The sequence below is a fragment of the Kitasatospora sp. NPDC056184 genome (assembly GCF_042268405.1).
Classification (GTDB): Bacteria; Actinomycetota; Actinomycetes; order Streptomycetales; family Streptomycetaceae; genus Kitasatospora.
The window spans coordinates 63,356-82,200 of sequence record NZ_JBHJUI010000019.1 but is presented as its reverse complement, the minus strand read 5'-3'; the positions used below and the strand labels follow the sequence as shown (position 1 = coordinate 82,200).

Here is an 18,845-nt window from a genome sequence, read left to right as displayed (position 1 = left end):
GAGCGCCGCCCGCTCACCCTCGCCGCTGGAAGGACTCCCCGGCGGGGCTCGTCGGCGGTCGGGCGACGTACTGCGGCCGGGCGAAGTGCTGCTGCAGCCGGGCGTGGCGGAACTGGTAGACCGCGCCGACCTGGCGCAGCACGCCCCGCCGATGGGCGTCCTCCAGGAAGTCCATCGCCGCACGGGGCAGCCGCCCCGTCAACGGCAGCCAGAGGCGCGCGAAGACCGTCCACTGGCCCCAGGCGCTCAGGCTGAGCGCCGCGCCGAGCCCGGCCCCGAAGGCCGTGAGGAGCCCGAACCGGAGGCCGGCCGGGAGGTTCCAGTAGAGCCGGATGCCCCACAGGTGCCCGTCGAACAGCTCGACTCCGAGCCAGCCCGCGACCCCGACCGCAAGCCCGAACAGCGGGGCCAGCATGCACCACTGCAGGAGCACGGTCCTGCGGTTGCGGCCCAGCAGTTCACGGGGGCCCGGCGCCGATTCGATGGCGACCGGCGCCTCGCACCAGGCCATCACGGCGCCGCGGGCGCGCCCGCGACGGCGAACACGCCCCCGTAGAGCACCGCGCCGGCCAGCCCCACCCCGAGCGCGAGCGGTTCGTCCCAGAGGAGCCCGCGGACGATCCCCTGCAGCAGACCGATCCCGATCCCGCCTGCCAGCCCGCCGACGATCCCGAGCGCGGCTCGGGCGAGGATCTCGCGCCCGGACCTGGCCCTCCCCCGCCCCGCACCGCGGCCCAGTCGGATCCGGACGCGCGACGGCTCCGGGGCCCCGCCCCTGAACGCGAAGCCGATCCCGTGCGCGAGGCCGAAGGCCACGGCCGCCGGAACGGCGTTGATGAGGATGTCGGCCACCCCGATGACGATCCCGTGCAGCAGCCGGGGGCCGAGACCGGTGCCGGGCCCCGGGTAGCCGAGGGCGGCCCCGACCCCGTCCACGGGGCCGACGACGGCCCCGACCCACACCGCGCAGACCAGCCCGGTCACCACCATGCGGGGTCCGAGCCGGACCGCGGTGCCCAGCTCCCACCACGCGAGATCGGGTTCACCGCGCCGCTCCAGGTGCCGTGCGAGGAAGCCCAGCCACCGGGACACCCGCTCCGGGTCCGTCCGCCGCCCCTCCCACGGCGCCTCCCGCGCCTTCTTCCGACAGGCCGGGGGCGGCGGCAGGGGTTCCCTGCGGTAGACGGACGGCACCAGGGAGTCCAGCAGATGGCCCTCCACGGCCACGGTGTCGGGGAAGCGGTCGCGGTCGGCGAGCTCCCCCGGGTACCCCGTCGCGTCCCCGTCCGCACGGGCGCCCCGGGGCGGACGCGCGTAGGCGGTGCGGCACAGCCACAGCATCAGCGGCACGGTCAGCACCTCGGCCGCGGGGCACGACGGGTCGGCGCGCAGCGCCTCCGCGAGCGGACGCCAGCGCTCCCGGTGCTGCGGTGTGGCCACCCTGAGCAGGTACCGCGCCGCCTCCTCGGCGGTCAGCGGGTCGGCCTGGACGACGGCGGCCCTCCGCAGGACGGAGGATGCGCGGACCGCCACCCGGTAGTCGTCGGTCCGGCACGTCAGGATCAGCGGAACGCCCTCCGCGAGGGCGTCGTTGAGCGCGTCCAGAGCGTCCGGCCGCTCGCCGGCCGGCAGTTCGTCGAGCCCGTCGAGCACCGGCAGGATGCGCTTGCGGCGGATGAGTTCGCGCAGCGTGCCGCGCTCCAGGTAGGGGTACCCGCGCAGCAGTTGCCGTTCCAGCCATCCGTCCAGGTGCTCCTCGGCCGGCCGCCAGGAGGCGAGCGACAGCAGGACCGGCACCGGTTCGCCCGCCCCCATCCGCAGCAGCAGTTCGATCACCAGCAGGACGGCCAGGCTGGTCTTGCCGCTGCCCGGCCCGCCCAGGACCACCAGCCTGCGGCGGTCCGGGTGCGAGAGCTCCGCGGCGAAGGACGCCAGGTCGGCGGTGCTCGCCCCGCCGGGGTGCCCGGTCCGCTCGGCGTGGTCCGCGACCTCCCCGCCGCTCGTCGCACGCCACCGCACCGGGATCGGCTCCGGCCCCAGCAGGTCGCGCGAGGCGGCCTCCCGCGCCCACTGCTTCAGCACCTCCCGTCCCAACTGCTGCGCCCCCAGCTCCACCGGATCGGGAACGGGAACGGTGAAGTAGTTGTTCTGGACGCTGTGGTCGCCACGGAGCAGCGCGACCGGTCCGTTGGAAACGACGGGACCGCCGCGACCCGGGTCGGGGTCGGTCACGAGGGGCCGAAGTGGTTGTCCTGCCGGGCGTGGTCGCCGACCACGAGCGCGGTGGGTCCGTTGAAGGTGTTCCCGCTCACCGCCTCCCCGCCGCGGCCCGCACCGGCGGCGGCCCGGGCGCCCGCCGCGACCGCCTCCACGGCCAGGCGCAGCGCCGCGGCGAACCCGGTGTCCCGCGCGGCCGCCTGTTCCAGGGCCAGCTCCAACTGCTCCCGGGTGCGCGCGGTCGGCTCCGCCAGGCCGGAACCGGCCTCCTCCCTGATCCGCTCCAGGGCCGGCTCGTCGGCCCCCAGCCGGGAGACCACCACCTCGTGCAGGTGGTCCATCCCGGCGTCCAGCGCCTGGTCGACCTCGGCATCCACCCGGCCCGCCACCCGCCGTGCCTTGCCCACGGCCCACGCGAAGAGGTAGCCGACCGCCAGCTCCACACCCACCATGCCCGCTCCCCTGCAGGACCCTCGCCAGTGCAGCGACCCTAGCCGCGCGGCACCCGCCACGTGCCCGGAATCCCGACCCCCTCCCCCGGAAGGGTGAAACCGCCGAAACCCCCGTCCCCGCCTACGCATCCGCCCCACCTGGTTCGACCCGGCCGACGCGGCCGTCCTCGAAGAAGGCCCTGGACGGCATTCCTCGACGACCACGACCACGAGCGTCCGGGTCGACGACGGAGCGTGCCGGGGGACAGCGCGGGCCGGCGGTGCGGGCTGACAGGATGGCCCCATGGATGCAGTGGACCTCGGCGGACTCGTCGTGCGGCGCGCCGGGGAGTCGGACACGGATGCGCTGGCCGGTATCGACTCGGTCGCGCTTCGGGGCGACGGCGCTCGTGTGGCGAGCATCCGGAGGTGGTGCCGGCAGGGCCTGGCGATCGTCGCGGAGGGCGCGTCCGGCCCGCTCGGCTACTGCGTGGTCGAGTACACCTTCTTCGAGCAGGGATTCGTCACGATGCTGATGGTCGCGCCATCGGCTCGGGGCGGCGGCGTCGGCCGCCGGTTGCTGGACACCGCGACGGCCTGGTGCGAAACCCCGAAGCTGTTCACCTCGACCAACGTCTCCAACCAGCCGATGCAGCGGCTGCTCCGGCAGGCCGGGTGGAGCGCGGTCGGCCTCCTCCACGGCCTCGACGAGGGTGACCCCGAACTGTTCCACCTCTGCCCGCCGCGGACGCTCGGCCGCCCTGACGACAGGCCCGCCCCACCGCCACCGCGCTGAACCGTCCCGGGCACCGGGAGGAGGCCGAACCGGCCGGCAGGGGGCGTACGGGTCAGTGCGGCCGCTCGGTGCCGGGAGCCGTGCGCTGGGGCGGGACGGCGGCGCGGTCGTTCTGCAGCTCCCACAGCTCGCGCAGGCGGCCGGGCCGGGCGACGAGTTCGGTGAAGGTGCCGTGCTGGATGACCCGGCCGTGTTCGAGGACCACGATCCGGTCGGCCACCGAGACGTTCGCCAGCCGGTGGGTGACCAGGACGACGGCCCGGTCGGCCGCGAGGTCCCGGAGGTTGGCGAAGACGCGGTGCTCGGCGCGGGGGTCGAGGGCGGAGGTGGGCTCGTCCAGGATCAGCAGCGGCGCCGGGCGGTAGAAGGCGCGGGCCAGCGCGAGGCGCTGCCACTGGCCGCCGGAGAGGGCCTCGCCGCCCGCCCAGTCCCGGGTCAGCAGGGTGTCGAGGCCGCGGCCGAGTCCGTCGACGACCTCGTCGGCGCCGGAGGCCTCGCAGGCCCGGCGGATCGCGGCGTCGCCGCCCGGCACGGGCTGGCCCTGGGTGATGTTCTGGCGGGCGTTGAACGGCCAGCAGGCGAAGTCCTGCGGGACGACCGCGGTGTGCTTCCACGCCAGCTGCGGGTCCAGGTCGCGGGTGTCGACGCCGTCCCAGGCGACGGTGCCGGCGGTGGGCAGGTACAGGCCGGCGAGGAGCCGGGAGAGGGTGGTCTTCCCGGAGCCGTTCTCGCCGACCAGCGCGACCACCTCGCCGCGCCGGACCGTGAGGCTCACGTCGCTCAGGGCGTCGCGGTCCGCGCCGTCGTACCGGTAGGTGAGGTTCCGGACGCGGACCTCGCGGACCTCCTCCGGCACGACCCGGCCGCGGTCGATGCGGTAGCCCCCGGCCTCGGCGAGGAAGTCGGTCCAGTCCTGGAGGTACAGGCCGTCGCGGAACATCCGGGCCCCGGCGTTCGCGACGCCCTTGGTGCCGGAGGCCACCGACCGCAGGGCGAACGCCGCCGCACCGCCGGCGGCGGCCGAGAGCCGGCCGGTGGACAGCAGCCACACCAGCACCGCCCAGACGACGCCGGAGCCCAGTCCGCCGAACGCCGCGCCGATCAGCGCGGACCGGGCGCCGAGGGCGGCGGCGCGCCGCTGCGACTCGTAGAGCCCGGTGGCGACCTTCCGGTAGCGGCGCATCAGGAACGGGGTCATCGTGCCGGTGCGGATCTGGTCGGCGGTCTCCCGGGCGGACAGGTGCCAGCGCAGCATGTACTTCATCCGGGACAGGCTCATGGTGCTGGTGAACGCCAGGCGGGCGGTGCGGGCGGCGTGGATCTGCGCCCAGGCCTGCGGCAGGCCCGCCAGGATCAGCAGCGGCAGCAGGAGCGGGTGGAACGAGGCCAGCACCAGCGCGCCGGCCGCCGTCGTGGCCGCCGAGGCGATGAGGTTCTGGCCGGTGGCGAACAGGTCCCCGGCCCACTCCGCCCCGCGCTCCGCGGCGTCCTTGCGGTCCCGGAACCCGGGGCTGTCGTAGGCCGACAGCTCGACGTCCAGCGCCGCCTCCAGGAACAGCACCTCGGCCTCCTGCTGGGCGGCCGGGACCAGCCGGGACGACAGCCAGTTCGTGGCGATGCCCAGGACGGCGTGCAGACCCGCCGCGGCCACCAGCGCCAGGACCGGCACCCAGGCGTCCAGCAGCCGGTCGACGACCTGGCCGGAGGAGAACAGGGCTCCGATCGTGCCGGCCATCGCGAGCAGGCCGGTGGCCTCGGCGACGCCGGAGACCACCTGGCAGGCCAGCAGCCCGAGCACCGCCGGACGGTCCACCCGCCACGCCAGCGCCACCGACCTGGCGGTCAGTCGCGGCAGTCTGGCCACCATCTGCCGGAAGGTCATCGACGCCAGGCGCGCCGAGTACTCGTCCCCTTCCTCGACCAGGCACAGCTCGTCGTCCTCGGCGGGATCGTGCGGCAAGAGGTCCTCCTTCGCTCGGGCGGGACAGGAACAGCGGCAGCGACAGCGACAGCGACAGCGGGGTGCTACGGCGCGACCGGTCGCGGAGGTGTGCGGGCGGCGACCATCCGCAGGTGCTCCTCGAAGAACCAGCGGGGGTCCCCGCCCATCCGGACCAGCAGGACGAGCGCGGTCACGGCGACGTCGCAGGCCTCCTTCCGCACGTCGTCCCAGTCATGGGAACGCCCCTTGCGCGGGTTCTCGCCGAGCGCCCCGATCGCGGCTTCGGCGACCTCGCCGACCTCCTCCTGGAGCTTCACGATCTGCACCAGCCAGCGCTGCTCACCGAGCATCGCCGAGTGTGAATCAAGGTGTTGAGCAAGGGAGTTGAGCGTCTTCCAGGTGTCGTCCATGGCGCGGGATCCTGCCGCTGTTCGAACCGCTCGTTCAACACGGGCGGTTCTCGGCGAGCCTGTGGCGAACGCGGCGTTTTCGAGCAGCAGTCCAGGACGCCTCCGCCCCTGGTCCACCCGGCGTTCCCACGGCGGAACCGCTCCCCCGCGGATCGGCACCTTCCCGGAAGTTCACCTGACCGGGTGCATGCCGGGCCCGGCCGCGCCACGGACGACGGGCGGGCCGTCGCAGAGCCTTCTGTGAGTGACGGCCCGTGGTGGGGGACCGCGCCCGGGCGCCGCCGGTGCCGGGCCTCCCGTGGTGGGCGGCGTTCTCAGAAGGCTCACAGGTTCTCTGCGGAGGCGGACAGGGAGGGCTGACAGCGTCGGTGCGGTCCCGCGCCGGCCGGTTCGGACGCCCGCCCCCCTGCCGGCCCCGCTCCGCACGCCCGCGCCCGCCCCCAGGGAGACTCCCCATGCCCGCCGCCCCGCCGCGCCGCCCCGGTGCGCCGCGTCCCGCGTCCGCCCGCGCGCTCTGGCGCCACGCGCTCGAAGGCGCGCTGTCCACCCTCGCCGCCGCGGTGGCGATGGCCGCCGCCGTCTGGGCGGCGCTGGCCCTCCTCGGCGCGGGCGCGATCGCGCCCGCGTCCCGGCTGGTGCCGACCGTGGTGGGCATGGCCTTCGGCGGCGGCGTCACCGTGACGTCGGCGGCCTCCGTCGGGTCCGGCGGGTCCGGCGGCGGCGAGGGCCTCGGCGGCCTGGACCTCGGTCTGACCGGCGCGGTCTCGGTGATGCCCCTGACCGTGACCTTCCTGGGCACGGCCGTCCTGGCGCTGGGCTTCTTCCGGCCCCTGTACCGGCGGCCGCAGCCCGCCTCGGAGCTGCTGTGGGCCAGGTTCGGCGGGGCACTGGCGGCCGCGGCGGTGGTCTTCCCGCTGCTGGCCGGCACCGCGCACGGAACGGCCCGGCTGCCCGAGGACGTGGCGCGGCGCTTCGGCCGGGGCGAGGCGGCCGAAGGGCTCGGCGGACTCGGCGGCGGGGGCCTCGCCGACGGGCTGTCCTCGGCGGCCTTCGAGATCGACGTCGCGGTGACCGTGTTCTTCGGCCTGCTGTGGGTCTGCGCCGTCCTCGGCATCGGCTGCGTCGCGGCCCGGCGCACGACACCCTCGCGCCACCTCGCACTGGGGCAGGCGCGCCGGTCGTGGCACGCCGTGACGTCCGCGCTGAGCGGGATCGCGGCCGTGCTGTGCAGCTCGGTCCTGGTCCTCGCCCTGGTGGCCGGCCTCGCGGCCCTGACCGGCCGCGAGCAGGCGGCGAAGGCCGCGGGGGCGCTGCTGCTGGTCGGCCCGAACCTGCTCGTCGTGCTGCTCACCGCCGGCCTGGGAACCCCGTGGGGGGCGGGGGTGCAGCGCCTGACGCCGGAGGGCGGCGGGATGCTGGGCGGCCTCGGCGGCCCGGCGACCGACCGGTCGGTCGACCTCCGCGGCTGGTCGGCCGCCGGCCTGCCGCTGTGGCTGATCGGCCTGCTGCTCGCCCTGGTCCTGGCGGTGATCGCCGGGTACCTCTCCTCGGCACGCACCCCCGCGCGCACCCGGCAGGAGGAGGCGCGGGCGGTCTTCGGCCGGAACGCCGAGATCGCCATGCGGCTGGGGACCGCGGTCGGCGTCCCGTTCCTCCTGCTGCCCCTGGCGGCCCGGGGGTCGGTGGGGATCGGGGTCGATCTCATGGGCCGGGAGGTGGGGGGCGTGGCCGCCGGGCTCGACGGAAGCCCGGGGCTGTCCGCACTCGGCGCGGTCGTCCTCGCCGCCGTCGCCGGCTACGGCGGCATCCTCCTCCACGGGCGGCGGGCCCGCCGCCCGGAGCTCCGGGAGCAGTCCGCGCGGGCCGAGCGCCCGGCCCGTTCCCCGCGCCTGGCCCGCGCGGCCGCCTCCTCCCGGGGCTCCTCCGGCTCCGCCTCCTGAGCGTGTGATCCTGGGAGGACCCCATCCGACCCTGTCCGTGAAGGCGGCACTGCACACCATGGCGGCACCGACACCCCCGGCCCGACCTGCGGGAGAGCGACCGGACCACCTGCTCGTCGTCGACGACGAGCCCACCGTCCGGGAACTGCTGCGCACCGCGCTGCGCTTCGCCGGCTTCGACGTCGACGCCGCCGGCACCGGGCGCGAGGCCCTCGAACTCGCCGCGCGGCGCACCCCGGACCTCGTCCTGCTGGACGTCATGCTCCCCGACATGGACGGCTTCGAGGTGATCGGCCGCCTGCGCGCCCGGCCCCGGGCGTCCCAGCCCGGGCGCGGTGGCGACGTGCCGGTCCTCTTCGTCACGGCGCGCGAGGACCGCCAGGCCCTGCTGCACGGCCTGCGCGTCGGCGGCGACGACTACCTCACCAAGCCCTTCGACCTGGAGGAGCTCATCGCCCGGATCCACGCCGTGCTGCGGCGCACCCGCGGCGACCGGGCGGCCCGGATCACCGTCGGCGACCTGGAACTCGATCCGGACGGCCACCACGTCACACGGGCGGGGCTGGGCGTGCGGCTGTCGCCGACCGAGTTCCGCCTGCTGCACTTCCTGATGACCAACGCCGGGCGGACCATGTCCAAGAACCAGATCCTGCAGAACGTGTGGGAGTACGACTTCGGCGGCGACGCCGGCATCGTCGACACCTACATCAGCTATCTGCGCCGCAAGGTCGACGGCGGCGAGCCCAAGCTCATCCACACCGTCCGCGGGGTGGGCTACGTGCTGCGCGGCCCCCGCCCGTGACGCCTGCCGCGCCCCCGACCCAGCCCCCGCCCGTGACGTCCGCCGCGCGATCGCTGCGGCGAAGGCTGCGCGGCCTGTCCCTCCGCACCCGTCTGCTGTGCCTGTCGACCGCCCTGGTCGCCGTCGGCCTGCTGGGCACCGGCCTGCTCGTCACCGGCGCCCTGCACGGCTACCTCCAGGACCGCGTGGACGACCGCCTCGTCCTGACCGGCCAGATCGCGGCCCGTCTCTCGCCCCCCGCCGGCACCGGCACCCCGACGGGTGTCCAGGCCCTGGGCGTGCTCGGGGACACGACCGTGACCTACCTCGACGACGACGGCGCCGCCGGCCCGGCGTTCGACCTGAGCCCGGCCCCGCCCGGCGGCGGCCCCGCCCTGCCGCCCCTCGACAGCGCGGCCGTCCTCGCCCACGGGGGCCGCCCCTTCACGGTGCCCTCGCACGAGGGCGACGGCGCCTGGCGGGTGATCGTCCTCACCCGGCCCGCCCACCTCGTCGCGCCGGACCAGGCCGGTCCCCTGGGCAGTGTCGCCGTGGCGACCTCCCTCGACGAGGTCGACCGCACCGTCGCCAAGACCCGCGCCCTCTCCCTGACCATGGGGGCCGCGCTGCTGGCGGTGCTGGCCGCCGTCGGGTGGTTCGCCGTCCGTTCGGGTCTGCGGCCGCTGACCCGGATCGAGGAGACCGCCACGGCGATCGCCGGCGGCGACTACTCCCACCGCGTTCCCGAACTCGCCGCCCCGCACACCGAGGTGGGGCGCCTGGCGGCCGGTCTCAACCAGATGCTCGGTCAGATCGACACGGCGTTCCAGGCCCGGTCGCGGGCCGAGGCGCGGACCCGGCGCTTCTTCGCCGACGCCAGTCACGAACTGCGCACGCCGCTCGTCGGCATCAAGGGCTACGCCGACCTCTACCGCATGGGCGCGCTGGCCACCCGTGAGGACCTCGACCGCACCATGAGCAGGATCGCCGCGGAGTCCACCCGCCTCGCACGGCTGGTCGAGGAGATGCTCCTGCTCGCCCGGCTCGACGAGGACGTCCACCGCCCGGCGGGCGGTCCCGAGGGGGCGCCGGCCTTCGCCCTCGAACTCGCCCCCATGGACCTGCGCACCCTGGCCGCCGACGCCCTGCGGGACGTCCGCGCGCTGGACGCGACCCGCCCGGTCACCCTCACCGGCCCCGGCGGCGGACGGCCGGCCGACGCCCCCGCCGTCGCCGACGAGGCCCGCCTGCGCCAGGTCGTCACCAATCTGATCGGCAACGCCGTCACCCACACCCCGCCCGGTGCCGCGATCCGCGTCGGCGTCGGCACCGCGGGCGGCCACGCCGTCCTGGAGGTCGCCGACCAGGGCCCGGGCCTCACCCCGGCCGAGCGCGACCGGGTCTTCGACCGCTTCTACCGCACCGACGAGTCCCGCGACCGCACCACCGGCGGCTCCGGCCTCGGCCTCGCCATCGCCCGGGCCCTCGTCGCCGCCCACGGCGGCCGGATCACCCTGGACACCGCCCCCGGCCGCGGCTGCACCTTCCGCGTCCTGCTGCCCCTGCCCGCCGGCGAGCCGCCGAGCACGGATCCGTGAGCCCGCCCACCGACCCGGCGCCACCGGCCCGGCGCCACCGGCCCGGCGGTCGACGGCCGCGATCCGCGAGGTGGGCGGGCGAACCGGCCCGCCATGATCGCGAGGATCGAGTTCCCGGCGGAGCGGTCGGGACGGCGTTGCACGCGCTGCTCGGCCGACCGCCCGGATCCGGCCGCCGAACGCTCTACGCCACGGCCGAGAGGTGCGGCTGCGTCGACCTCGTCGCGTCCAGGAAGGCGGCGCGCAGCGAGGCGAGGCGCTCCATGAGCGGGTCGCGGACGGGGCCGCCGACCATGGCCGACCAGGACGCCGGACAGCGGTCCGCGAGGGCGAGGACCCGGGCGGTCTCCTCGGCCGAGAAGCGTTCGCTGGCTTCGAGGCAGTACTCCAGGAGGTCCCGCTCCTCGCGCCTCGCCTCGGAGTTCTTCGCCGACCACTCCGCCAGGAGGCACCAGGCGACCCAGGCCGCCCCGTGCCGGTCGTGGTCGCAGTCCTCGGCGTCCTCGTCGCACCAGCCGTCCTCCAGGGCCTTCAGGGCCGGGCGCAGCACCGCCCGGTCCAGGGCCAGCTTCTCCAGCGTCCGGCAGTGGTCCAGCAACTGTCGTGCGGGCGCGACGAGTTCCGGCGGTGCCAGCAGTTCCAGCGGCCCGATGGCCGACTCCACGGCGGTGCCGTGCTCGGCGAGCTGTGCGCCGCGCTGATCGGGATCGACGCCGGGCAGCCGCTGGACCGTCGCGGCGAACGCGTCGGCCGCCCGGAGGAAGCCGAACGACGCCTCCTCCAGCGCGCGCCGCTGCCGGATCTCCTGCTCGTTCCGCGCCCGGAGGTCGGACGCGGCGGTGGCGGCGCTCGCCTGGCTGCGTGCCGCGCTCAAGGTCGCCTCGGCCGCCCGCTCCCCGGAGCGCCTCGTCCACCAGGCCGCCATGAAGCCGATCGGAAGGGCGAGCACGGCGGGAACGAGGGTGCCCATGTCTGCCGCGGTCATGAGCCGATCCTGCCCGGACCGCGCCGCCGCGCGGGCCGGATGGCCGCTCATGCCGCGAACCGACCGATGATGATCGATCGGTGTCCGTTCGAGGGCCGGAGAGGGTCAGGTGATCGAGTCGATCACCGGTGACCACCGCCCCCCGATCCGGTCCCCCCGTGCTGCCCGGCCCCGGGGCCCCACCGTAGGCTGATCACCATGACCGGCGATCGAATGACTGTCCACACCGCCCTGGAGACCCTCCTGGCCGGCAACCGGCGATTCACGGCGGGCGCCCCCGAGCACCCGAACCAGGACGCGGCCCGGCGGGCCGCCACCGCCCCGGCGCAGAGCCCGTTCGCGGTCCTGTTCGGCTGCTCCGACTCCCGCCTGGCCGCGGAGATCATCTTCGACCAGGGCCTGGGCGACCTGTTCGTGGTCCGCACCGCCGGGCACGTCGTGGGTTCGGAGGTGCTCGGCAGCATCGAGTACGGCATCAGCGTGCTCGGCAGCCCGCTGGTCGTCGTCCTCGGCCACGACTCCTGCGGCGCGGTCGCCGCCACCCGCGCCGCCGTGGAGGACGGCACCACGGCCACCGGCTACGTGCGGGACGTGATCGAGCGGGTGACCCCGAGCGTGCTGGCCGCCCGCGCGGCCGGCCACACGGACAACGCCGACTTCATCGACACCCACATCGAGCACACCGTCGACCTCCTCCTGGAGCGCTCGCGCGCCCTCGCCCAGGCCGTCGAGGCCGGTACGGCCGCGGTGATCGGACTCTCCTACCGCCTGGCCGACGGCACCGCCCACCTGGTGACGGCCCACGGCCTGGAAGCCCCCGCCGACTCGCCCTCCTGACCGTCCCGGCTCGGCCGAGGACCGGCGGCAGCTTCGGCCCGCGCCTCCCGAGCACCTCCGGCCGGAGGTGCTCGGCCGGAGGTGTGGCGCGCCGCCCGGTCCCGCTACCACCGCCCGCGCCCGGGCCTCCGGGCGTGGACGCCGAGGATCAGCCCGCGACGGCGACGGCCTGCGGCCTGAACGGGCGGATCGCGTCGCGCCCCTCCCGCACGACCGCGTAGCTGGACTCGGGAACGGGGTTCCAGGCCCCCGGCAGGTCGCCCAGCGGCTCGGAGACGATGACGCGGGTCTCCTCGGACGCCCGCCGCAGGACGGGGTTGTCCGGGTGCAGGGCGCGCAGCGCGTGGACGCTGCTGCTGAAGAACAGCGAGCGCGAGGCGTGCCCGCTCGAGTACCGGAACGCCCACAGCCGCGCGCCCTCGGAAACGGCCACCGTCATCTGGAGGGGGTCGGCGACGCCGTGCCGGGCCGCGGTCGCCTCGACGAAGCCGGCCATCCGCTCGACGGCGCCCGGCACGTCGTCCCGCAGCCCGAAGGTGAGCGCCAGGTAGAACATCAGCTCCGAGTCGGTGGAGCCCTCGATGCTCGGGAAGAGGGAGGCGTCCACCGCGAGCATCAGGTCGCGCTTGAGCCTCGGGAACTCGTGGATCGCCCCGTTGTGCAGCCACAGCCACCGCTCGAACCGGAAGGGGTGGCAGTTGGTCTGCTGCACCGCCGTGCCGGTGGAGGCGCGGATGTGGGCGACGAACAGCGGCGAGCGCACGCAGTGTGCCAGCTCCCGCAGGTTCCGGTCGCTCCAGGCGGGCCCGACCCCCCGGAAGACCGCCGGCTCCACGACCCGGTCGGGCTCGCCGTGGTCGGCGGGGTACCAGCCGATGCCGAACCCGTCGCCGTTCGTCGTCTCCACGCCCATCCGGGCGTGGAGACTCTGGTCGATCAGCGAGTGCTCGGGCTTGTAGAGCAGTTCCTCCAGCATGATCGGGGAACCGGAATAAGCCAGCCAGCGGCACATTGCGGCCCACCTTCCTCGCGGCATCGCGGCGCGCGGCCCTTCGGGCGGCTCCCTCCACCGTAGGCCGAGGAGCCGGACCGGGCGCGGGGAGCGGTGCGGGGCGAGGCCTCGACGTCAGGCGGACTTGGCGGCCCGGAGGAAGTCCCTGATCAGCGCCGGGTCCTTGACCCCGCGCCGGACCTCGACGCCGCTGGAGACGTCCACGCCCCACGGCCGGGCGACGGCGATGGCCGCGCCGACGTTCGCCGGGCTCAGGCCGCCCGCGAGCACCCACTTCCCGGCCGGCGGCTTGGTGCCCAGCTCGGACCAGTCCCACGGCTCCCCGGCCCCCGCCACCGGCGCGTCGAGCAGCAGCAGGTCCTCGCCGAAGTCCCCGCAGTCCGCACCGGCCGCGGCCGCCGCCGAGGTGGCCCTGATCAGCGGCACCCCGAGGTCGGACAGCTCGCCGAACGCGGACGCCGGGTGGTTGCCGTGCAACTGCACCGCCCGGATCCCGGTGGCGCGCACCGCCTCGCGCACGTACGCGGCCGGCTCCTCCCGGAACACGGCCACCGTCAGCACCTCCTCGGGCACCGCCGCCGCCAGCTCCCGCGCCAGGGCGGCCTCCACCCGGCGAGGGCTCTCGGTGAGCACGAACCCGATCGCGTCGGCACCGGCTTCCACGGCGGCGGCGACATCCGCAGCGGTACTGAGACCACAGATCTTCACGAACACGTTCCCGGACGCTCCCCTCTGGACGGCGGCTGCCAGCGTACAGCCGCGAGCCCCGCCCGGCGGGGTGCGCGGCGGGGAACGCGTCCGCGTCGTCCCCGGTCAGGCGTGCGGCTTCCCGTCCGGGCGCGGGCGGATCGACGGGTACAGGCCGAAGCTGCCTTCCTCGGGAATCCGGACGATCCCCGGCCGTCCGGCGCACACCCAGTGGAGCTCCAGGAACCAGCGGACCTCGTCCCGGGTGGAACGGCATCGGATCACGAACTGCTCCGGGTCGCCGCGGGACACCTTGAAGGGGAAGTTCGCTCCGAGCGGTTGGAGTTCCGGGATGTCGGCGTCGAGGTCGAGTTCGAAGTGGCGTAGCGGGAGCGCACTTGCGGCGAACCAGGAGTGGTGTATCGGCCGAGGTGGACGGCGGGAGAGGATGACGGGTCGCAACTCTTTGAGGACCGCCGCGTGGGCGCTACGCCCCTCGACGAGGACCTCCAGAACCGGAGCACCCGCCGTCATCCGCTCCTCCTCGTCGCCTTCCCTGATGACGACAGAACCGTTCGCATGCCGACTGAGCGTGACCGTGACCGGAACCTCGGGAATGCGCTCCGACTGCGGCAGGTGGATGTTGACCCGCCCGAACTGGTACAGGTCACCGCCCACCTCGACGTCGGACGCGTGGTTCCGGATCGTCTCTGCGGCATCCTCAGGACGCTTGTCCGCCATGGTGACCCATCGTAGGAACGGATCCGCCGCAGAGGAAGACACCTGGGAGCATGGGGTCATGACATCGTCTTCCGCCGCTCGTGACTCACTGGAGGGCCTGGCCCTCGGGGACGGATTCGGGGAGCGCTGGTTCCCGCCGCTCCGGACGCCCCAGGAGGCGTTCGACCAGATCAGGGGCCGCCGGATCCCGGAGGAGCAGCCCTGGCACTGGACCGACGACACCGCGATGGCGCTGTCGGTGTACGGGGTGCTGACCGCGTTCGACGCGGTGCACCAGGAGAAGCTGGCGCTCGCCTTCGGGGCGACCTACCTGGCCGATCCGGGCCGCGGCTACGGGCGCGGCATGCACGGGCTGCTGCCCGGGCTCGCGCAGGCGCCGGGGAGCTGGCGGACCGGGGCGCGCGAGCTGTTCGGCGGCCAGGGCAGCTTCGGGAACGGCGCGGCGATGCGGGTGGCGCCGCTCGGGGCCTGGTTCCACGCGGATCTGGAGGAGGCGGCGGAGCAGGCGGCGCTGTCGGCCGAGGTGACGCACGCGCACCCGGAGGGCGTGGCCGGGGCGGTGGCGGTCGCCGTGGCGGCCGCGTTCGCCGCACGCGGCCGGGCCGACCGGCACGTCCCAGAGGGCTCGGAGCTGCTGACCGAGGTCGCCGACCGGACACCGGCGGGGGCCGTGCGCGAGGGCCTGCGCCGCGCCGCCGGCCTGGGCGCCGGGACGGAGCCGTGGCGGGCCGCCGACGTGCTGGGCAGCGGGCAGCGCGTCCAGGCCGCCGACACCGTCCCGTTCGCCCTGTGGTCCGCCGCCCACCACCTGGGCAGCCTCACCGCCGCCCTGTGGACGACGGCCGAGGGCCTCGGGGACGTCGACACCACCTGCGCCATCACGGCCGGAGTGGTCGCGGCCCGCACCGGTCTGACCGGGGTGCCCGAGGAGTGGCTGACGCGCCGTGAGCCGCTGCCCGCCTGGGTCGCCGACGCCGAGGCCCCGAACCCGGCGTGACGAGGCCCCGGTCCCCCGGACGGTTTCCGGGGGACCGGGGCCACGGGGCTCAGCGCTCGGGCCGGCAGCCCTGCGCGAAGAGGCTCTTGCGGTCGGCGCTGGTCTCGACGCCGTCGCAGAGGAAGGCCACCGCGCCGCGCTCGGAGAGCAGGGTCACCCTGGTCGCCGAGTCGTTGGTGTTCCCCCGGTCCAGGGCGCAGGTGCTTCCGGTGATGCGCAGTTCGCCCTCCGCCCCCACCTCCACGAAGAGGCTGCGGCAGGAGTAGCTGTAGTAGGAGGCGTGCGCGGCGGGTGCGCTGAGGGCGAGGACGGCCACCGCGGCGGTGGCGCAGGTGGCGAGGGCGGTCGCGGGGCGGGGGACCGGCCGGTTCTTCACGTGCTTCTCCATCTGTCGCGATCTGTCGCGGGGGCGGCGCTCGGGGCAGCCGGCGGCTGACACCCTTGCGTTTATCCGTCCACGAATGACAATCACACGATCCCGCCGGTTCTCACCCCTTCGGAGGGGCGCCCCCGCACCCCGGATCCGACCCCTCGACGGCCTGGTCCTCAGCGGGGGTGCCGCCGTCGCCGGCCGGTTCCCGGTCTCCGACCGTCACATGGGCGAGGCCCGGGCATCCCCGCCCGCCGGTCACCTGCGCCGGGACGCGCGCGGGGCCGCCGCGCGCCCAGATCATCGCGCCACCGCCCGGCCCGTACGCCGGTCCCGCAGCTGAGCCGCCGGCAGCCGCCTCGGGGCGGGCCCGTCCTGCTGATCGCTCGTCATGCCGTCGATCCTGCCCGGATCGGGCGCCGTTCGCATGAGTACCGGTACTCAGCTCCGCGCCGGGGACCGCCATCCCGCCGGGCCGCTCCGTCCGATGGCGCGGGAGGGCGGGTGGTCAGCACCAGCCGAGGTCGGCGAACGCCTTCCAGGCGGCCTTGGTCTTCGGTCCGGCGACGCCGTCGATGCCGCCGGTGTCGTAGCCGATGTCGTTGAGGAAGTACTGGAGGGCCCTGATGGTGTTGGGGCCGACCGCGCCGTCGACGGTGCCGGCGTTGTAGCCCTGGTCGTTGAGGAAGCTCTGCCAGGCCTTCCAGCTGTTGGTGCCGAGCTGGCCGTCGATGGCGCCCGGGTCGTAGCCGGCGTCGCGGACGTAGCACTGGACGCTCCTGGCCTCGGTGGTGTTGAGGCCGAGGTTGTTGACGGCCCGGAGGCCGGCGGCACGGACGGGGGCCTGCGGGGAGAGGGCCTGCGGGGCGGTGGCCCTCGGGCCGGGCGCGGCGGTGGCCGCGGTGGCGCCGGCGAGGGTGCCGAGGCCGAGGGCGGCTGCCGTGAGAATTCCCAACAGCGCTTTCGTGAGCGTGTTCGATGCCATGGGTTCTACTCCCTCGTGCGGGAATCGGGGCGAGGGCGAAGCTAGCACCGATCGCATGCGAAGAACCATTTCCACCACGGATTTCCGAAAGGCCGCAGGGAATGCCCCGAGGAGCCCGACCCGAGCCGGTAATTCCGGTGTCGCAGCAGTTCAGGACGGGTGACGGACAGCTCCCGGCACTTGTCCGTACACGGAGCCGGGATTCCTGCTCCCGCACCCGGCAATCCACCGTCCGGCCGAGCGCGCGAGACGGTGAATGCGCGCCGGTTGTCCGCCGGTCACCGGGCGCCTACCCTGCTGCTGTGTCCTCGTCAGCGCGGGATGCCGCGACCACGACCTATGTGCACGGGAAACGGCCCGGGGCGGTTCCGCTGCTCGGCCACCTGCCCGCGCTGGCCAAGAACCCGGCGCGGTTCCTGGGGCGGCTGCACGCGTACGGCGACCTGGTGGAGATCCGGCTGGGAACGTACCGGCTGGTGGTGCCCAGCCACCCGGAGCTGCTGCGGCAGGTGTACGCCGACGACCGCACCTTCGACAAGGGCGGGCCGATCTACGGGCGCTTCCGGGAGATCCTCGGCAACGGTCTCGCGACCTGCGCCCACGCCGACCACCGGCGCCAACGGCGCATGCTGCAACCGGAGTTCCGGCCCGAGCGGCTGGCCGCCCACGCCACCGTGATGAGCCGGGAGGCGGCGGTGCTCGCCGGCTCCTGGCGGCACGGCGAGGTGGTGGACGTCTTCCCCGCCTGCTACCGCTTCACCCTGCGGGTGGTGACGCGCACGCTGCTCGGCACCGAGGTGCCGGACGCCCTGGCCGAGCGGCTGCAGCACGCCTTCGAGACCGCGTTCGCCGGCGCGCTGCGGCGGCTCTGGATGCTGCCCACCGGCCCCGGCTACCGGCGGGCGGTGCGCACCCTGCGGCAGACCGTCGCCGAGCTGGTGCGCGACCACCGGGCCCACGGCCCGGGCCGCACCGACCTGCTGGCCGGGCTCGTCGCGGCCCGTGACGAGGACGGCTCGACGCTCTCCGACGCCGAGCTGCACGACCAGGTCGTGGCGATGCTGCTGGCCGGCACCGAGACCACCGCCTCCCAGCTGTCCTGGACGCTGCGCCTGCTGACGGCCCACCCCGAGGCCCTGGCCGCCGTGCAGGCGGAGGTCGACGCGGTGCTGCCGGACGGCCGGCCCGCCGGGTGGGACGACCTGCCGCGGCTGGACCGCACCGGCCGGGTGCTGACCGAGGCGCTGCGGCTCCACCCGCCCGGCTGGGTGCTGCTGCGCACCTGCTCGCGCGCCACCGAGCTCGGCGGGCGCCCGCTGCCGCGCGGCAGCCAGGTGCTGCTCAGCCCCTACGTCGCCCACCACAATCCGCGGATCTTCGCCGACCCGGCCCGTTTCGACCCCGACCGCTGGCTGCCCGAGCGGGCCGCCGCCCTGCCGCGCTGGGGGTTCGCCGGGTTCGCCAACGGACCCCGGCAGTGCCTCGGCGCCGACTACGCCCGCGCCGAGGCGGTGATCGCGCTGGCCACCCTCCTCGCCCGCTGGCAGCCGGCCCCGGTGCCGGGCAGCCGGCCGGACGACCGTCCCGTGCGGCTGACCACGGTCCTGCGCCCGCAGCGCCTGCGGCTGCGGATGCTCGACCGGGGACGGCTCGGGGCGGCGGCGGACGCCGGCTGATGCCCGCCACCGCCCGGGGCCGAGGCCCGAGGCCGTTCGCGGTCAGTAGGTGATGGTCACACAGCCGTTGCCGCCGGGCTCCCCCGCGGCACCCGGGGTACCGAGACGGGCGGTGCCCTCCCCGCCCCTGCCACCCCTGCCGGTGTCGGCCGGGCAGGTCGCGGGCACGCCCTCGGCCGGAGCGCCGCCCGCACCGCCCGCGCCGGCCGCGCCGGTGCTCCCGCCACCGCCCCCGATCCCCCAGTGGCCCAGCACCCCGGTGGGGTCGTCGCACACGTGGGGGTCGTAGGCCCATTGGCCGTACGTGCCGCCACGGCCGCCGGGTGCGTTGCGGAGTCGGGGGGGGGGGGGGGGGGGGCCGCGCGGGGCGGGCGGGCCCGCGGCGGGCGGGAGGGGGGGGGCGGGGGGGAGCGGCGGATAGGGGGGGGGCGGCCGCGCGG

Annotated in this window: 19 protein-coding genes; 7 read left to right on the top strand and 12 right to left on the bottom strand. The window is 75.5% G+C overall.

All coding sequences use genetic code 11. The features are described from left to right. Window positions 1-13: 13 nt before the first annotated feature. From ACFC0B_RS30135 to ACFC0B_RS30125, 3 genes are read right to left on the bottom strand one after another with little or no spacing between them, the layout of a single operon-like run. A complete protein-coding gene (locus tag ACFC0B_RS30135) occupies window positions 14-511 on the bottom strand; it encodes a hypothetical protein (RefSeq protein ID WP_376092735.1) in 498 nt (165 codons plus the stop codon). Beyond that, entirely contained in the window at window positions 511-2,232 is a 1,722-nt protein-coding gene (locus ACFC0B_RS30130) for an NACHT domain-containing protein (protein ID WP_376092732.1), read from the bottom strand. Before ACFC0B_RS30130 ends, ACFC0B_RS30135 begins: the two co-directional genes overlap by 1 nt. Beyond that, window positions 2,229-2,669 (bottom strand): hypothetical protein, encoded by a 441-nt coding sequence (locus ACFC0B_RS30125; protein WP_376092729.1) that lies wholly within the window; start codon window positions 2,667-2,669, stop codon window positions 2,229-2,231. The genes ACFC0B_RS30130 and ACFC0B_RS30125 overlap by 4 nt, the downstream gene beginning before the upstream one ends. Before the next feature lie 283 nt (window positions 2,670-2,952). Between ACFC0B_RS30125 and ACFC0B_RS30120 the strand changes: the two genes are divergently transcribed. After that, on the top strand, window positions 2,953-3,444 hold the full coding sequence (locus ACFC0B_RS30120; protein WP_376092726.1) for a GNAT family N-acetyltransferase: 492 nt from the start codon (window positions 2,953-2,955) through the stop codon (window positions 3,442-3,444). 52 nt (window positions 3,445-3,496) lie between these two features. On the opposite strand, the gene ACFC0B_RS30115 is transcribed toward ACFC0B_RS30120, so the two are convergent. Further along, window positions 3,497-5,326: an ABC transporter ATP-binding protein gene (locus tag ACFC0B_RS30115; protein ID WP_376092944.1), complete on the bottom strand. Its 1,830-nt coding sequence runs from the start codon at window positions 5,324-5,326 to the stop codon at window positions 3,497-3,499. 143 nt (window positions 5,327-5,469) lie between these two features. Next, window positions 5,470-5,796 (bottom strand): MazG-like family protein, encoded by a 327-nt coding sequence (locus ACFC0B_RS30110; RefSeq protein ID WP_376092722.1) that lies wholly within the window; start codon window positions 5,794-5,796, stop codon window positions 5,470-5,472. 455 nt (window positions 5,797-6,251) lie between these two features. Here ACFC0B_RS30110 and ACFC0B_RS30105 point away from each other — a divergent pair, with 455 nt between their 5' ends. Genes ACFC0B_RS30105 through ACFC0B_RS30095 form a run of 3 tightly spaced genes read left to right on the top strand, consistent with a single transcriptional unit; the run spans window position 6,252 to window position 10,115 of the window. Further along, the gene (locus ACFC0B_RS30105; RefSeq protein WP_376092719.1) at window positions 6,252-7,736 is read left to right on the top strand and encodes a streptophobe family protein; all 1,485 of its coding nucleotides are present in this window, start codon (window positions 6,252-6,254) and stop codon (window positions 7,734-7,736) included. A gap of 58 nt (window positions 7,737-7,794) precedes the next feature. Then, window positions 7,795-8,538, top strand: coding sequence for a response regulator transcription factor (locus ACFC0B_RS30100; protein WP_376092715.1), 744 nt, complete (start codon window positions 7,795-7,797; stop codon window positions 8,536-8,538). A 32-nt stretch (window positions 8,539-8,570) separates the two neighbouring features. Further along, window positions 8,571-10,115, top strand: a complete 1,545-nt coding sequence (locus ACFC0B_RS30095) for a sensor histidine kinase (protein WP_376092712.1) — start codon at window positions 8,571-8,573, stop codon at window positions 10,113-10,115. Between the two features lie 184 nt (window positions 10,116-10,299). On the opposite strand, the gene ACFC0B_RS30090 is transcribed toward ACFC0B_RS30095, so the two are convergent. Next, entirely contained in the window at window positions 10,300-11,100 is an 801-nt protein-coding gene (locus tag ACFC0B_RS30090; protein WP_376092709.1) for a hypothetical protein, read from the bottom strand. 198 nt (window positions 11,101-11,298) lie between these two features. On the opposite strand from ACFC0B_RS30090, the gene ACFC0B_RS30085 reads away from it, so the two are divergent. Further along, window positions 11,299-11,937, top strand: a complete 639-nt coding sequence (locus ACFC0B_RS30085) for a carbonic anhydrase (RefSeq protein WP_376092706.1) — start codon at window positions 11,299-11,301, stop codon at window positions 11,935-11,937. 148 nt (window positions 11,938-12,085) lie between these two features. Here the strand turns inward: ACFC0B_RS30085 and ACFC0B_RS30080 are convergent, their stop codons facing one another. The 3 genes from ACFC0B_RS30080 to ACFC0B_RS30070 all read right to left on the bottom strand — a co-directional run bounded on the left by ACFC0B_RS30080 (window position 12,086) and on the right by ACFC0B_RS30070 (window position 14,377). Next, window positions 12,086-12,949, bottom strand: a complete 864-nt coding sequence (locus tag ACFC0B_RS30080) for a class II glutamine amidotransferase (protein ID WP_376092703.1) — start codon at window positions 12,947-12,949, stop codon at window positions 12,086-12,088. Between the two features lie 114 nt (window positions 12,950-13,063). Next, window positions 13,064-13,657: a phosphoribosylanthranilate isomerase gene (locus ACFC0B_RS30075; RefSeq protein ID WP_376092700.1), complete on the bottom strand. Its 594-nt coding sequence runs from the start codon at window positions 13,655-13,657 to the stop codon at window positions 13,064-13,066. Between the two features lie 105 nt (window positions 13,658-13,762). Continuing rightward, on the bottom strand, window positions 13,763-14,377 hold the full coding sequence (locus ACFC0B_RS30070; RefSeq protein WP_376092697.1) for a hypothetical protein: 615 nt from the start codon (window positions 14,375-14,377) through the stop codon (window positions 13,763-13,765). 58 nt (window positions 14,378-14,435) lie between these two features. Here ACFC0B_RS30070 and ACFC0B_RS30065 point away from each other — a divergent pair, with 58 nt between their 5' ends. Next, complete coding sequence (locus tag ACFC0B_RS30065) at window positions 14,436-15,374, top strand: ADP-ribosylglycohydrolase family protein (RefSeq protein ID WP_376092694.1); 939 nt, start codon at window positions 14,436-14,438, stop codon at window positions 15,372-15,374. Between the two features lie 49 nt (window positions 15,375-15,423). Here the strand turns inward: ACFC0B_RS30065 and ACFC0B_RS30060 are convergent, their stop codons facing one another. Together ACFC0B_RS30060 and ACFC0B_RS30055 are read right to left on the bottom strand one after the other, a co-directional pair. After that, window positions 15,424-15,762 (bottom strand): hypothetical protein, encoded by a 339-nt coding sequence (locus ACFC0B_RS30060; protein ID WP_376092691.1) that lies wholly within the window; start codon window positions 15,760-15,762, stop codon window positions 15,424-15,426. Window positions 15,763-16,252: 490 nt separating this feature from the next. After that, window positions 16,253-16,729, bottom strand: coding sequence for a peptidoglycan-binding protein (locus ACFC0B_RS30055; RefSeq protein ID WP_376092688.1), 477 nt, complete (start codon window positions 16,727-16,729; stop codon window positions 16,253-16,255). A gap of 302 nt (window positions 16,730-17,031) precedes the next feature. Here ACFC0B_RS30055 and ACFC0B_RS30050 point away from each other — a divergent pair, with 302 nt between their 5' ends. After that, complete coding sequence (locus tag ACFC0B_RS30050) at window positions 17,032-18,405, top strand: cytochrome P450 (protein WP_376092685.1); 1,374 nt, start codon at window positions 17,032-17,034, stop codon at window positions 18,403-18,405. A gap of 42 nt (window positions 18,406-18,447) precedes the next feature. Here the strand turns inward: ACFC0B_RS30050 and ACFC0B_RS30045 are convergent, their stop codons facing one another. Next, complete coding sequence (locus ACFC0B_RS30045; protein WP_376092682.1) at window positions 18,448-18,681, bottom strand: hypothetical protein; 234 nt, start codon at window positions 18,679-18,681, stop codon at window positions 18,448-18,450. Window positions 18,682-18,845: the final 164 nt, after the last annotated feature.

What these genes read in the sequence shown, in the direction of transcription:
- ACFC0B_RS30135 (WP_376092735.1), bottom strand. Translation starts at nt 511, where the DNA reads ATGGCCTGGTGCGAGGCGCCGGTCGCCATCGAATCGGCGCCGGGCCCC.
- ACFC0B_RS30125 (WP_376092729.1), bottom strand. Translation starts at nt 2,669, where the DNA reads ATGGTGGGTGTGGAGCTGGCGGTCGGCTACCTCTTCGCGTGGGCCGTG.
- ACFC0B_RS30120 (WP_376092726.1), top strand. Translation starts at nt 2,953, where the DNA reads ATGGATGCAGTGGACCTCGGCGGACTCGTCGTGCGGCGCGCCGGGGAG.
- ACFC0B_RS30115 (WP_376092944.1), bottom strand. Translation starts at nt 5,326, where the DNA reads ATGACCTTCCGGCAGATGGTGGCCAGACTGCCGCGACTGACCGCCAGG.
- ACFC0B_RS30110 (WP_376092722.1), bottom strand. Translation starts at nt 5,796, where the DNA reads ATGGACGACACCTGGAAGACGCTCAACTCCCTTGCTCAACACCTTGAT.
- ACFC0B_RS30105 (WP_376092719.1), top strand. Translation starts at nt 6,252, where the DNA reads ATGCCCGCCGCCCCGCCGCGCCGCCCCGGTGCGCCGCGTCCCGCGTCC.
- ACFC0B_RS30100 (WP_376092715.1), top strand. Translation starts at nt 7,795, where the DNA reads ATGGCGGCACCGACACCCCCGGCCCGACCTGCGGGAGAGCGACCGGAC.
- ACFC0B_RS30090 (WP_376092709.1), bottom strand. Translation starts at nt 11,100, where the DNA reads ATGACCGCGGCAGACATGGGCACCCTCGTTCCCGCCGTGCTCGCCCTT.
- ACFC0B_RS30085 (WP_376092706.1), top strand. Translation starts at nt 11,299, where the DNA reads ATGACCGGCGATCGAATGACTGTCCACACCGCCCTGGAGACCCTCCTG.
- ACFC0B_RS30080 (WP_376092703.1), bottom strand. Translation starts at nt 12,949, where the DNA reads ATGTGCCGCTGGCTGGCTTATTCCGGTTCCCCGATCATGCTGGAGGAA.
- ACFC0B_RS30070 (WP_376092697.1), bottom strand. Translation starts at nt 14,377, where the DNA reads ATGGCGGACAAGCGTCCTGAGGATGCCGCAGAGACGATCCGGAACCAC.
- ACFC0B_RS30065 (WP_376092694.1), top strand. Translation starts at nt 14,436, where the DNA reads ATGACATCGTCTTCCGCCGCTCGTGACTCACTGGAGGGCCTGGCCCTC.
- ACFC0B_RS30060 (WP_376092691.1), bottom strand. Translation starts at nt 15,762, where the DNA reads ATGGAGAAGCACGTGAAGAACCGGCCGGTCCCCCGCCCCGCGACCGCC.
- ACFC0B_RS30055 (WP_376092688.1), bottom strand. Translation starts at nt 16,729, where the DNA reads ATGGCATCGAACACGCTCACGAAAGCGCTGTTGGGAATTCTCACGGCA.